Source organism: Arthrobacter sp. KBS0702, from assembly GCF_005937985.2.
In the GTDB taxonomy this organism is placed as follows: domain Bacteria; phylum Actinomycetota; class Actinomycetes; order Actinomycetales; family Micrococcaceae; genus Arthrobacter.
On sequence record NZ_CP042172.1, the window covers coordinates 683,471 to 696,462 of the forward strand.

Annotated in this window: 10 protein-coding genes and 1 riboswitch; of the genes, 7 read left to right on the top strand and 3 right to left on the bottom strand. The window is 68.3% G+C overall.

Translation table 11 applies throughout. The annotated features are described in order from the left end of the window. Window positions 1-44: 44 nt before the first annotated feature. Window positions 45-143, top strand: a riboswitch (glycine riboswitch). 156 nt (window positions 144-299) lie between these two features. The 5 genes from gcvP (at window position 300) to FFF93_RS03265 (ending at window position 8,077) form a co-directional block, all read left to right on the top strand. Continuing rightward, entirely contained in the window at window positions 300-3,173 is a 2,874-nt protein-coding gene (gene gcvP / locus FFF93_RS03245) for an aminomethyl-transferring glycine dehydrogenase (protein ID WP_395858410.1), read from the top strand. Between the two features lie 9 nt (window positions 3,174-3,182). Then, window positions 3,183-4,331, top strand: coding sequence for a glycine cleavage system aminomethyltransferase GcvT (gene gcvT, locus FFF93_RS03250; RefSeq protein ID WP_138770181.1), 1,149 nt, complete (start codon window positions 3,183-3,185; stop codon window positions 4,329-4,331). Between the two features lie 452 nt (window positions 4,332-4,783). Next, on the top strand, window positions 4,784-5,179 hold the full coding sequence (gene gcvH, locus FFF93_RS03255; protein WP_138770180.1) for a glycine cleavage system protein GcvH: 396 nt from the start codon (window positions 4,784-4,786) through the stop codon (window positions 5,177-5,179). Continuing rightward, a complete protein-coding gene (gene glyA / locus FFF93_RS03260) occupies window positions 5,176-6,504 on the top strand; it encodes a serine hydroxymethyltransferase (RefSeq protein ID WP_315851471.1) in 1,329 nt (442 codons plus the stop codon). The genes gcvH and glyA overlap by 4 nt, the downstream gene beginning before the upstream one ends. Window positions 6,505-6,664: 160 nt before the next feature. Next, a complete protein-coding gene (locus FFF93_RS03265; protein WP_138770179.1) occupies window positions 6,665-8,077 on the top strand; it encodes an L-serine ammonia-lyase in 1,413 nt (470 codons plus the stop codon). 3 nt (window positions 8,078-8,080) lie between these two features. On the opposite strand, the gene FFF93_RS03270 is transcribed toward FFF93_RS03265, so the two are convergent. Next, a complete protein-coding gene (locus FFF93_RS03270) occupies window positions 8,081-8,593 on the bottom strand; it encodes a TspO/MBR family protein (RefSeq protein ID WP_138770178.1) in 513 nt (170 codons plus the stop codon). 135 nt (window positions 8,594-8,728) lie between these two features. Between FFF93_RS03270 and FFF93_RS03275 the strand changes: the two genes are divergently transcribed. Both FFF93_RS03275 and FFF93_RS03280 read left to right on the top strand, forming a co-directional pair. Continuing rightward, entirely contained in the window at window positions 8,729-9,802 is a 1,074-nt protein-coding gene (locus tag FFF93_RS03275; RefSeq protein ID WP_138770177.1) for a peptidoglycan bridge formation glycyltransferase FemA/FemB family protein, read from the top strand. Between the two features lie 33 nt (window positions 9,803-9,835). Then, window positions 9,836-11,332 carry a threonine/serine exporter ThrE family protein gene (locus FFF93_RS03280; protein WP_138770176.1) on the top strand — a complete coding sequence of 499 codons (1,497 nt, stop codon included), beginning with the start codon at window positions 9,836-9,838 and terminating at the stop codon, window positions 11,330-11,332. A gap of 67 nt (window positions 11,333-11,399) precedes the next feature. Here FFF93_RS03280 and FFF93_RS03285 read toward each other — a convergent pair whose 3' ends face one another. Both FFF93_RS03285 and FFF93_RS03290 read right to left on the bottom strand, forming a co-directional pair. Then, window positions 11,400-12,239, bottom strand: a complete 840-nt coding sequence (locus FFF93_RS03285; protein ID WP_138770175.1) for a siderophore-interacting protein — start codon at window positions 12,237-12,239, stop codon at window positions 11,400-11,402. Between the two features lie 25 nt (window positions 12,240-12,264). Beyond that, window positions 12,265-12,969, bottom strand: coding sequence for a uracil-DNA glycosylase (locus FFF93_RS03290; RefSeq protein ID WP_138770576.1), 705 nt, complete (start codon window positions 12,967-12,969; stop codon window positions 12,265-12,267). Between the last annotated feature and the right edge of the window lie 23 nt (window positions 12,970-12,992).

A 12,992-nucleotide genomic window follows, 5' to 3' on the forward strand; every position in this document is an offset into this window, starting at 1 on the left:
CAATGGAAGTTGTGACTGCGGTCACGAGCAACTGAATATGCCTTTGATCTGCGGCGGGAGAGTTCTGCAAGTAGGTACAAGCAGGCGCCGTAGGAGCAAACCCTCCCCAGGAATCTCTCAGGCCCATGTACCGCCGCGGCAAGGCAACTCTGGAAAGCAGCAAGCGCGTCTCGTGACGCGCCGTGCTCACCGACGGTGCAAGCGGAGCCCTGCGAAAGCGGCTGCGCGGAAACTCTCAGGTCCAATACAGAGCGGGGAGGAACCCGAATCAATGTGGCGTACCCTGCGCCGCCTTAGTTATGGAGTTCCTTGTGACTGTTACCTCAGCCTCCACGTCCTTCGTTGACCGGCACATCGGCGCGCGCCGCCAGGCCGACCTCGACACCATGCTGAAGGCCGTCGGCTACGACACCGTCGACGCGCTGGTGGATACCGCCGTTCCGAAGGACATCCGGCAGGACTCCGACTTGGCGCTCGCAGCAGCGCTGAGCGAAGTCGAAGTGCTGGCCGAACTGCGCAAGCTGGCAGCCAAGAACAAGACCGCCGTGCAGATGATCGGCCAGGGCTACTACGACACCGTCACCCCGGCCGTGATCCGCCGCAACATCCTCGAAGCCCCGGCCTGGTACACCGCCTACACCCCCTACCAGCCGGAAATCTCGCAGGGCCGGCTCGAGGCGCTGCTGAACTTCCAGACCATGGTCCAGGACCTGGTGGGCCTGCCGATCGCCAACGCCTCGCTGCTGGACGAAGCCACCGCCGTCGCCGAGGCCGTACTGATGATGCGCCGGGCCAACAAGAATAAGACGGCCCACGACGGCAAGACCGTCCTCGACGCCGACTGCCTGCCGCAGACCATCGCCATCGTCAAGGGCCGCGCCGAGGCCCTCGGCTTTGAGGTCGAGGTCGCAGACCTGTCCAAGGGCCTGCCCGAGGGCGTCATCAACGGCGTCGTGCTGCAGCAGCCCGGTGCCTCCGGCCGCGTGTTCGACCACTCGGCCGTCATTGCCGACGCCAAGGAGCGGGGCGCGCTTGTCACCGTCGCCGCGGACCTGCTGTCCCTGACCCTGATCACCTCCCCGGGCGAACAGGGCGCGGACATCGCCGTCGGCTCCGCGCAGCGCTTCGGCGTGCCGCTGTTCTTCGGCGGCCCGCACGCTGCGTACATGGCCGTCCAGAAGGGCCTGGAGCGCTCCATGCCCGGCCGCCTCGTGGGCGTCTCCAAGGACAACGCCGGCGTACCCGCCTACCGCCTGGCCCTGCAGACCCGCGAGCAGCACATCCGCCGCGAGAAGGCCACCTCCAACATCTGCACCGCCCAGGCATTGCTGGCCATCGTGGCCTCCTTCTACGCCGTCTACCACGGCCCCGACGGGCTGAAGGCGATCGCCGAAACGGTCCACGGCCACGCCCGGACCATCGCCGCCTCGCTGAAGGCCGCCGGACTCGACGTCCAGCACACCTCCTTCTTCGACACCGTCACGGTGTCCGTGCCGGGCAAGGCCGCGGAAATCATCGCCGCCGCCGACGCCAGGGGCATCAACCTGCGCGCCATCGACGCCGACTCGGTCGGCATCTCCGCCGATGAAGCGACGACGGCGGCGATCGTTGCCGACGTCGTCGCCGCCTTCGGCGCCAGCGTCGCAAATAGTGCCGCAGGCACGGGCACTGCGTTCGCCCTGGACGCGGCTGTCGAGCGCACCTCCGATTACCTCCAGCACCCGGTCTTCCACACGCACCGCTCCGAGACCCAGCTGCTGCGCTACATCCGCCGCCTCTCGGACCGCGACCTCGCCCTGGACCGCACCATGATCCCGCTGGGTTCCTGCACCATGAAGCTGAACGCCACGGCCGAAATGGAAGCCATCTCCTGGCCGGAGTTCGCCTCCATCCACCCCTTCGCGCCCGAATCCCAGACCGCCGGCTGGCGCGAACTGATCGAGGACCTCGAAGCCCAGCTGACCGAGATCACCGGCTACGACCAGGTGTCCATCCAGCCCAACGCCGGCTCCCAGGGCGAGCTCGCGGGCCTGCTCGCCATCCGCGGTTACCACCTCTCCCGCGGCGACGCCCAGCGCAACATCTGCCTCATCCCGGCCTCCGCGCACGGCACCAACGCCGCCTCCGCAGTGCTGGCCGGCATGAAGGTCGTCGTCGTGGCCACCGCCTCCGACGGCACGATCGACCACGCGGACCTCACTGCCAAGATCGAGCAGCACAAGGACGCGCTCTCCGCGATCATGATCACCTACCCCTCGACGCACGGCGTGTACGACGCCGACGTCCGCGAAGTCTGCGACGCCATCCACGCCGCCGGCGGGCAGGTCTACATCGACGGCGCCAACCTCAACGCCCTCGTCGGGCTCGCCCAGCCGGGCCAATTCGGCGGCGACGTCTCGCACCTGAACCTGCACAAGACCTTCTGCATCCCGCACGGCGGCGGCGGACCCGGCGTCGGCCCGGTCGCGGCCAAGGCACACCTGGCCCCGTTCATGCCGGGCAACGCGGCCGATCCCGCCAACGGCGCCGAGGGCACCCCGATCTCCGCGTCCCGCTACGGCTCGGCCGGCGTGCTGCCGATCTCTTGGGCGTACGTGAAGCTCATGGGCGGCCAGGGCCTGACCGAGGCCACCAAGTCGGCGCTGCTGGCGGCGAACTACATCGCGGCCCGGCTCAACGACTCCTTCCCGGTGCTCTACACCGGCGAGGGCGGCCTCGTGGCCCACGAGTGCATCCTGGACCTGCGCGAGCTCACGGCCAAGACCGGCGTGACCGCCGAGGACGTCGCCAAGCGCCTGATCGACTACGGCTTCCACGCCCCCACTCTCGCGTTCCCCGTGGCAGGCACCCTGATGGTCGAACCCACCGAGTCCGAGGATCTCGGCGAGATCGACCGTTTCATCACGGCCATGATCGCTATCCGCGCCGAGATCGACCAGGTGGCCCACGGTGACTTCAGCGTGGAGCACAGCCCGCTGCGCAACGCCCCGCACACCGCTGCCGCCGTGATCAGCACCGACTGGGAGCGCAGCTACCCGCGCGAACAGGCGGCCTTCCCGGTCCACACGCTCAAGCAGGACAAGTACTTCCCGCCGGTCGGCCGGATCGACGGCGCGGCCGGTGACCGCAACCTGATCTGCTCGTGCCCGCCGCTGTCCGAATTCGAAAACTAAGGATTGTTGATGACTGAGAACTACACGGCCCTGTACGAAGAGCACAAGAAACTCGGCGCCTCCTTCACGGACTTTGGTGGCTGGCAGATGCCGCTCAAGTACAGCTCCGAACTCGCCGAACACCACGCCGTCCGCAACTCCGCGGGCCTGTTCGACCTCTCCCATATGGGCGAAGTCTGGGTCACCGGCCCGGACGCTGCCGCCTTCCTGGACTACGCCCTCGTGGGCAAGATCTCCGCCATGGCGGTCGGCAAGGCCAAGTACTCGCTGATCTGCAACGAAGACGGCGGCATCATCGACGACCTCATCACCTACCGGCGCGGTGACGAGAAGTTCCTGGTGGTTCCCAACGCGGGCAACGCCAAGGTCGTGGCCGAGGCCCTGGCGGAGCGCGCCGGTTCTGCCCAAGAAGGCGGATTTGACGTCACCGTCGAGGATGCCTCCGCGGCAACCTCGCTGATTGCCGTCCAGGGTCCCAAGGCGGAGGCCATCCTGCTCCGTCTGGTCCCCGCGGCGCAGCACGAGCTTGTCACCGGGCTGAAGTACTACGCCGCTGTCGACGTCCCGTTCATGTTCGGCGGCGGCAGCCAGGAACTCCTGCTGGCCCGCACCGGCTACACCGGTGAGGACGGCTTCGAAATCTTCGTCGCCAACGACGACGCCGCCGCCCTCTGGCAGGCGCTCATCGCCATCGCCGAGGAGGGCGAACTGACCCCGGCCGGCCTCGCTTCCCGCGACTCGCTCCGGCTTGAGGCCGGCATGCCGCTCTACGGCAACGAACTCTCCCTCGAAGGCGACCCGTTCGCCGCCGGGCTCGGCCCCGTCGTCGCGCTCTCCAAGGAGGGCGACTTCGTCGGCAAGGCAGCCCTGGCCGCCAAGAAGGAAGCCGGCGCCGGATCCACCACGGGCCGCAAGCTCGTCGGACTCAAAGGCCTCGGACGCCGGGCCGGCCGCGGCCACTACCCGGTCCTGAAGGACGGCACCACGGTCGGCGAAGTCACCTCCGGCCAGCCCAGCCCGACCCTCGGCTACCCGGTCGCGATGGCCTACGTCGACGTCGAGTTCACCGAACCCGGCACCGCCCTGGAAATCGACCTGCGCGGCAAGAGCGAGCCTTTCGAAGTTGTCGCACTGCCTTTCTACAAGCGCCAAAAGTAGCCGGCTGTCCCGGGGCCGTGGCTGGCTCCGGGACCGGCCGTCTGTTCCCGGCTCCGGGACCGGCAGGCCCCGGTTTTCACGCGTGCTCGCTCGTCCCTCGCTTAGACGCACGCTTTCGAAAACCGCGGCCGGCCGGCCCCTCGTGGACATCTCACCTTTGAGGACAAGCCGCCACACCAAGACCAACAGGAGCCAGCGCCTTCGAAAGCCAAAGGTGCTGGGGAACGTACCGCCTCCCGCGGCTCGGCCCTAGAAGAATTCGAACGGCCATGTTTCTTTCCGGGGAACTGTTGGCCCCGAAAACTGAACTGAATAGCGGCGGGTGAGGGGATTCCGGAAGCGTGCGTCTAAGCGAGGAACGAGCGAGCACGCGGAGGAATCGCCTCACCCGCCACCCAACCCAGCCACAATTAACGTGACCCACGACTTTTTCAAACGTAAAGGAAAAACACATGGCAAAAGTTGCCCCTGAACTGCAGTACTCCGACGAGCACGAGTGGGTTGCGCGGGACTCCGGCAACGCCGGATCAAACATTGTGTCCATCGGCATCTCCGCGGTCGCCACAGATGCCCTCGGCGACATCGTCTACGTTGACCTGCCCGAGGTCGGCTCCGCGGTGACCGCGGGGGAGACCTGCGGCGAGGTCGAGTCGACCAAGTCGGTCTCGGACCTGTACGCCCCGGTCACGGGCGAGGTCACCGAAGTCAACGCCGCCGTCGTCGACGACCCCGCACTGATCAACAGCGACCCCTACGGCGCCGGCTGGCTCTTCAAGGTGGCCGCCGAGTCCGACGGCCCGCTGCTCTCCGCACAGGACTACGCCTCCAAGAACGGCGGCGAACTGTGAGCGGGGCAGCGACGGGGACCGAAACGGTGTTCGAGCAGGTCGTGTCCCCGTCCCTGGACGCGGAGCTATCCGCCCTGGATCCGGAGATCGCCGCAAAGATCGACGCCGAGCTGGGCCGCCAGCGCGACGGCCTGGAAATGATCGCCTCGGAAAACCACACCGCCAAGGCCGTCATGCAGGCGCAGGGTTCGGTGCTGACCAACAAGTATGCCGAGGGCTACCCGGGCAAGCGCTACTACGGCGGTTGTGAGCACGTGGACGTCATTGAACAGCTCGCGATCGACCGGGTCAAGGCCCTCTTCGGCGCCGAGTACGCCAACGTCCAGCCGCACTCCGGTGCCCAGGCCAACGCCTCCGTGATGCACGCCCTGATCCGTCCGGGCGACACCATCATGGGCCTGAACCTGGCGCACGGCGGCCACCTCACGCACGGCATGAAGATCAACTTCTCCGGCCGTCTGTACAACGTGATCCCGTACCAGGTCCGGGAGGATGACCACCGGATCGATATGGCCGAGGTGGAGCGCCTGGCCCAGGAGCACAAGCCGGCCCTGATCGTCGCCGGCTGGTCCGCCTACGCGCGCCAGCTCGATTTCGCGGAGTTCCGTCGGATCGCCGATTCGGTGGGCGCCTACCTGATGGTGGACATGGCCCACTTCGCCGGGCTCGTCGCGGCCGGACTGCACCCGTCGCCGGTGCCGCACGCCCACGTCACCACCTCCACCACGCACAAGACCCTCGCCGGTCCGCGCGGCGGCATCATCCTCTCGAACGACGCCGACATCGCCAAGAAGATCAACTCGGCTGTGTTCCCGGGCCAGCAGGGCGGCCCGCTCGAGCACGTCATCGCGGGCAAGGCCGTGGCCTTCAAGATTGCCGCGTCACCGGAGTTCAAGGAACGCCAGGAACGTGTGCTGGCCGGTGCCCGGATCCTCGCCGAGCGCCTGGTCCAGCCGGACGTCACCGCGAAGGGGATCAACGTGATCTCCGGCGGCACCGACGTGCACCTGGTCCTGGTGGACCTGCGCAACTGCGAGCTCAACGGGCAGGAAGCCGAGGACCGCCTCGCGGAAATCGACATCACCGTGAACCGCAACGCCGTCCCGTTCGACCCGCGCCCGCCGATGGTCACCTCGGGCCTGCGGATCGGCACCCCGGCGCTGGCCACCCGCGGCTTCGGCGAGACCGCCTTCACCGAGGTGGCGGATATCATCGCTGAGGCGCTGATCGCCGACGCCGGCGCGGACCTGTCCGGTCTGCGCTCACGGGTCGAGGCCCTCGCCGCCGCCCATCCGCTCTACCCCTCGGTTGATAACCTCGCCTAGGCGACGTATGACTGAAGAGGACACGACGCCGGGCGGGCCGCGGCCACCAGCCGCCGCCCGGCGTCGTGCATCCGGCGGGACGGCCGCTTACCGGCGGCCACACCGCCTTCCGGCAAAAACCCCCTGCCGGGCCACAGCAAGACCTAGTTAGGAACCGACAATGGCTGTTGGAGTCTTTGATCTCTTTTCCATCGGATTAGGGCCATCAAGCTCGCACACCGTCGGCCCCATGCGGGCCGCCGCCGTCTTCGCCGAGGAACTCAAGGCCTCGGGCGATCTGGACCGCGTGGCGTCGCTGCGCGTGGACCTCTACGGGTCCCTCGCCGCCACCGGCCACGGGCACGGGACCATGACGGCCATCCTGCTCGGCCTCGAGGGCTACCACCCTGAACTGATCCTCCCCGCGGAGGTGGAGGAGCGGCTGGCCGCCATCGCCGACAGCGGGAAACTGCAGCTGGCCGGCGCCGTCACCCTGCCCTACGGCGTCAAGGACATGGTGCTGCGGCCGCTCACCATCCTGCCTCGGCACACGAACGGCATGACGTTCACCGTTGCCGACGCCGACGGCGACACCCTGCACAGCGCCACCTTCTTCTCCGTCGGCGGCGGCTTCATCGTCCGCGAGGGCGAGGAAGACGCCGCGCTGAAGGAACTCGACGAATCCAAGAAAGAGTTACCGCTGCCGTTCCGCACCGCCGCGGAACTGCTGGGCCGCTGCCAGTCCAAGGGGCTTTCGATCGGCGAGATCATGTTCGTCAACGAACGGGCGTCCCGCACCGAGGAGGAGATCCGCGAAGGCCTCCTGCACATCTACTCGGTGATGGCCGAGTGCGTGGCCACCTCCCTGAAGCGCGAGGGGCTGCTGCCCGGCGGGCTCAAGGTCCGCCGTCGTGCACCCGACTGGCACGAACGCCTGCTCAAGGAAAACGCCGACCAGGACCCCGACTACCGCGACCCGAAGTACTGGCAGGAGTGGGTCAACCTGATTGCGCTCGCCGTCAACGAGGAGAACGCCTCCGGCGGGCGTGTCGTCACCGCCCCCACCAACGGCGCGGCCGGCATCATCCCCGCGGTGCTCTACTACGCCCTGCACTTCGCCCCCGGGATGGACAAGGCCACCCAGGCCGACCGCGACGACGTCGTGGTCAAGTTCCTGCTGACCGCCGGTGCGATCGGGGTGCTGTACAAGGAACAGGCCTCGATCTCCGGCGCCGAGGTTGGCTGCCAGGGTGAGGTGGGCTCGGCGTCGTCGATGGCTGCCGCCGGGCTGGCCGAAGTCATGGGCGGCACGCCGCAGCAGGTCGAGAACGCCGCGGAAATCGCGATGGAACACAACCTCGGCCTGACCTGCGACCCTATCGGCGGGCTGGTGCAGATCCCCTGCATCGAACGCAACGCGATCGCCGCGGCGAAGGCCATCAACGCGGCCAAGATGGCCCTGTGGGGAGACGGCACGCACCGCGTCTCGCTCGACGAGGTCATCGTGACCATGCGCGAAACCGGCAAGGACATGAGCTCCAAATACAAGGAGACCGCCATGGGCGGACTCGCCGTCAACGTGGTGGAGTGCTGAGGCTCAGTTGTTCAGCGCCGCCCACAGGTTCAGGGACGAGGCGAACACGATCCAGCTCAGGTAGGGGAGCATCAGCAGCCCCGCGGCACGGCTGATCGGTCCGAATCTCAACACGGTGACGGCCACGGCGACCGCCAGCCCCACGATGATCACCAAGCCGATCCACAGCGCCGGTGTGCCGAGGGACGGGTACAAGGCGAAGAAGGCCGGCGTCCACAGCAGATTCAGCACCAGCTGGGCGCCGTAGACGGTGAGGGCGGCCCTTTTCCCGGGGGACCGACTGCGCCACACCAGCCAGGCGGCTACGGCCATCGCGATGTAGAGCAGTGTCCAGACCGGCCCGAAAAGCCAGTTCGGCGGGGACCACGGCGCCTTGTCCGCGGCGGCGTACCAGCCGTCGACGTTGGCTGCGGAGGCCAGCCCGCCGAGTGCCGCAACCAGTGCCGAAGCGCCCAGCAGCGCGAGCAGGACCAGCACCTGCGCAACGGGGCCCCGGGGATCCGGCCGTTCATGCATACCCCCAGAGTATTCCCGGTTCCGGCGGCTGGCACAGGGCCGCGGGACCCGGACCGCCCCGGCCCCCGATAGACTTGGGACTGCATGCCAGCCATGCCGCCGATGCTCGTACCGCAATGATTGGATGCCGCCCCCTTGCGTGAATTCACTGCCCGTTTTGCCTCAGCCGAAGAGATCGCCAACTGGGATGCCCACGTCACGGCGAACCCCAATGGCGGCAATCTCCTGCAATCGGAGGCCTTCGCCGAGGTCAAGCAGCACTTTGGCTGGAAGCCCCTGCACCTCGTCTATGAAACCGCTGACTACACGAGCTACAACCTCATCCTGGAGAAGTCCTTCCCGCTGCTCGGCAAGCTCTGGTACCTGATCAAGGGCCCGGACGTGGCGTCCGTCGAGGACGTCCCCGGGATCGCCGCGGCCAACGCCGAGTTTGTGAAACGCGCCCGGCTGGGAGTCTTCGCGATCAAAATCGAACCGGACATCGTCCTCTCCGAGGAGGCCCGGCGCGTCATCGAAGGTGCCGGCCTGGTCAAGACCCACAACCTGCAGCCCAACGACTCAACAGCACTGCTGGACATCTCCCCGGAGGAGAACCAGCTGCTGCGCAACCTGCACTCGCGCGGCCGCAACGCCGTCCGCCGCGCCATCCGGGAGGGCGTGGAGGTCCACAACGTGGACCCCACCGAAGAGAACTTCCGGGCCATGTACGCGCTGATGACCAACACGGTGGAAGCCAAGTCCCAGGTCCGGGTCCGCGAATACGAGTACTACCGCCAGTTCTGGACCAACTTCATCAAGCGCGACCAGGGACGGCTGTTGTTCGTCTATGAGGACGGCGTGCCCTCGGTGGGCGCATTCGTCATCAACTACGGCCGCAAGGGCACGTACAAGGATGGCGGCTCGCTGCAGAAGCGGAACCAGTACGGCGACTCCCACCTGGTGCAGTGGACGGCCATCAACCAGTTCAAGGAACTCGGCTGCACCGAATACGATTTCTGCGGCACGCCCCCCAGCGACCAGCTCAAGGACACGTCCAACCCGTTCCACGGTTTGGGCCTGTTCAAGACCAGCTTCAGCAAAACCGTCACGGACTTCGTCGGCTGCTACGACCAGGTCCTGAGCCCGCTGAAGTACAAGGCCTGGATGGCCGCCGGGGAGCGCGTCGCCCGGCAGCTGTACACGCGGCGCACGGGCCAGCAGTTCTACTAAACCGGACGCCACGGACCAGTTGAGGACGCCGGAATGACCAAGGAAACCGACGGGCAGCGGAGGCCGCACACCGACGGACTGCCCAAGACCGAGCCGATGTCGCCCCTGCAGGTGCGGCAGAACGCCGCCGCCAAACGCATGCTCCGCAGGCTGGTCCAGGGCGAAAACCCGCCGACGGCCCCGCTGAGCATCGTCGACCGGCTGGCCGGCAGTCCGTACGCCAACCCGATGATCCAGGTCGGCGGCGTGGACGCGTCCGCCCGCAAGACCATCGACTTTGCCCTCAAGCTGGCCGAATCGATGTTCCGGTACGGTGCCGGGGCCCTCGAAGTGGAGACCAGCATCATCGCCATCACGGCCGCGCTGGGGTTGAAGAACATCGAGGTGGACATCACTAACCAGTCAGTGGCCATCAACTACGCGCCCAAGGACCAGACGCCCATCTCGCTGCTGCGCGTCGTGCGGTCCTGGACCAACAACTACGCCGGCCTGGCCGAGGTGCACCAGCTGGTCACGGAGATCGTGGCCGGCGGGGTCGGCCGCGAGGAAGCGGTGCGCCGGCTCGACGAGATCACGCACAGCCCGAAACCCTTCCCGCGCTGGATGGTCACCGTTGCCTTCGGCGTCTTCTCGGCAGTTTTCGTCGGCGTGCTGGGCGGGGGCCTCGCAGCCTCCGGGGTCGCCTTCCTGTCCAACCTGCTGATCAGCCTGCTGGCGCGGCAACTGGGCCGCTGGCGCACGCCGGACTTCTTCATCACGGCAGCGTGTTCCTTCGTGGTCACGCTGATCGCGTTGCTGCTGTGGCGGTTCGGCGGCAGCGTCGGAATCCAGATCGCCCCCGCCATCGTGGTGGTCGGCGGGATTCTCCTGCTGCTCCCCACCGGCCGGCTCGTCTCCTCGGTGCAGGACGCGATCAACGGCTTCCCGGTCACGGCCGCCGGCCGGTTCCTGTCCACCATGCTGACCTTCGGAGCCCTCGTCGCGGGAATCGCGGTCGGCTTCGTCGTGGGGGCGATGAGCGGGATGAAAGCCATCGATGTCACCGAAACATTCCCGCCGGTCTATCCCTTGTGGGCGCTCGTGCCGCTGGTCGCCATAGCCGTGGTCGCGATCGGCGTGACCGAACAGACCTCACTGAAGCTGTTGCTGCCGACGGCGGCCGTCGGCGTCGTCGGACACCTCGTGTTGATCGGCGGGACGGCCGCGGGCATCGGCCCCCGGTTTGCTCCGGCCCTGGCGGCCGTCGTCATCGGTCTGCTGGCCCGGGTGGTGGCGCTCCGGATGGGAGCCCCGCAGCTGGTCGTGGCCGTGCCTGCGGCGCTCATCCTGCTGCCCGGGTTGACTATATTCCGGTCCATGTATGTATTGACGATCGAGGAATCCGAGATCCTGATGGGCGCCGGCGGGATGCTCAACGCCGGGGCAATCGTGCTCGGCGTTGCGGCCGGCATTGTGCTCGGTGACACCCTGGCCCGGCCGCTGACCCGGAGCCTGGCCAGCAACGAACGGCGCCGGGCCCGCCGCCGCTAGCCTGCCCGGCAGCCGCCTGGCTGGCGCCATGCCCGGTCGCCCGGGGCCGGCGGGCCGGGACGAACGGCTAGATTTTGCCGATCGGCAGCTTCTTCTCGGCCTGGAAGTCGTCTTCCACCCGGCCCTGAGCCCAGTAGCCGGACAGCGAGACCTGGCCGCGCTCGAGGCCGCGCTGGGCGTAGAACACCTCGCGCAGGCCCTTCATGGAGCCGCGCTCACCGTGCGCGAAGACCTGGACGCGCCCCTCCGGCCACACGGCGTCGCGCACGGCGTCCACCAGCAGCGGGGTGCTGCCGGCCGGGGCGCCGCGGCGGGGGAGCCAGTGCAGTTCGAGGCCGGCGGGGGCGTCGAGGCCCAGGATGTCGGCCTCGCCGTCCACCTCCAGGAAGGCCAAGCCCCGGGCGTCCCGGGGCAGGGTCTCCACCGCGGCGCTGATCGCCGGCAGGGCCGACTCGTCACCCGCGAAGAGGTGCCAGTCGGCAGCGGGGTCCGGGTTGTAGCCCCCGCCCGGTCCGGTGAAGACGAGAGCGTCCCCGGCCTGGGCGGCCGCGGCCCACGGGCCGGCCAGGCCTTCGTCGCCGTGGATCACGAAGTCGATCGCGAGCTCGGCAGCGGCTTCGTCAACCCAGCGGACGGTGTAGGTCCGGGTGTGCGGCCACTGTTCGCGCGGAAAGGATTCCCGGATGGCCCAAAGGTCCAGCGGCTGCGGATAGTCGATCCCCGGCTGCGGGAAGGCAATCTTGACGTACCGGTCCACGTAGCCGTTGTCGACGTAGCCGGCGAAACCGGGGCCACCGGCAACGATCCGGACCATGTGCGGCGAGAGCTGCTCGCGCCGCAGGACCGTGAGGCTGGTCTGGGGCCGGGAGTTCCGGTTGGCGGTGGTGGCGGCGGGGAGCGAAGTCATGCGGCTAAGCCTAGCCAACAACGGCTCAGGGCAGCGGCGGCAGCTCCCAGTCCACCGTGCCGTCCCCCTGAGCGGTGAGGAGCTCATTGACCCGGCTGAAGGGCCGGGAGCCGAAGAACCCCCGGGAAGCCGAGAGGGGGCTGGGGTGGGCGCTGGCAATCACGGCGGTGGACCCGAGCAGCGGCCGCACCCCCTCCGCTTCCTTGCCCCAGAGGACCGCGACCAGCGGAGCCGGGGCGCCGTCGTCGGAGCACCGGTGCGTCACGGCGGTGATGGCGGCGGCTGTCACGGCTTCCCAGCCCTTGCGGCGGTGCGACCCGGCCCCGCCGGCCCGGACGCTGAGGACCCTGTTGAGCAGGAGCACTCCCTGTTCCGCCCAGCGGCCCAGGTCGCCGTGGACCCGCGGCGGCAGCCCAAGGTCGGCCTCGAGCTCCTTATAGATGTTGGCCAGGCTGCGCGGGATCGGCCGGGTGGCACCGTCCACGGCGAAGGACAACCCCACGGCGTGGCCCGGGGTGGGGTAGGGGTCCTGGCCGACAATCAGCACCCGGACGCCGGCGAGCGGCTGGCGGAAGGCGCGCAGCAGGTTCGACGGCGCCGGCAAGACCTCGTGGCCGCCGGCCACCTCGGCGGCGAGGAACCCCAGGACCGCCCGGAGGTTCGTCTCGACCGGCGCGAGTGCGGCCGCCCAGTCCGGCGCCATGAGTTCGTCCAGCGGCTGCCGCGCCATATCGGCGAAGCCCGCCGTCCCGG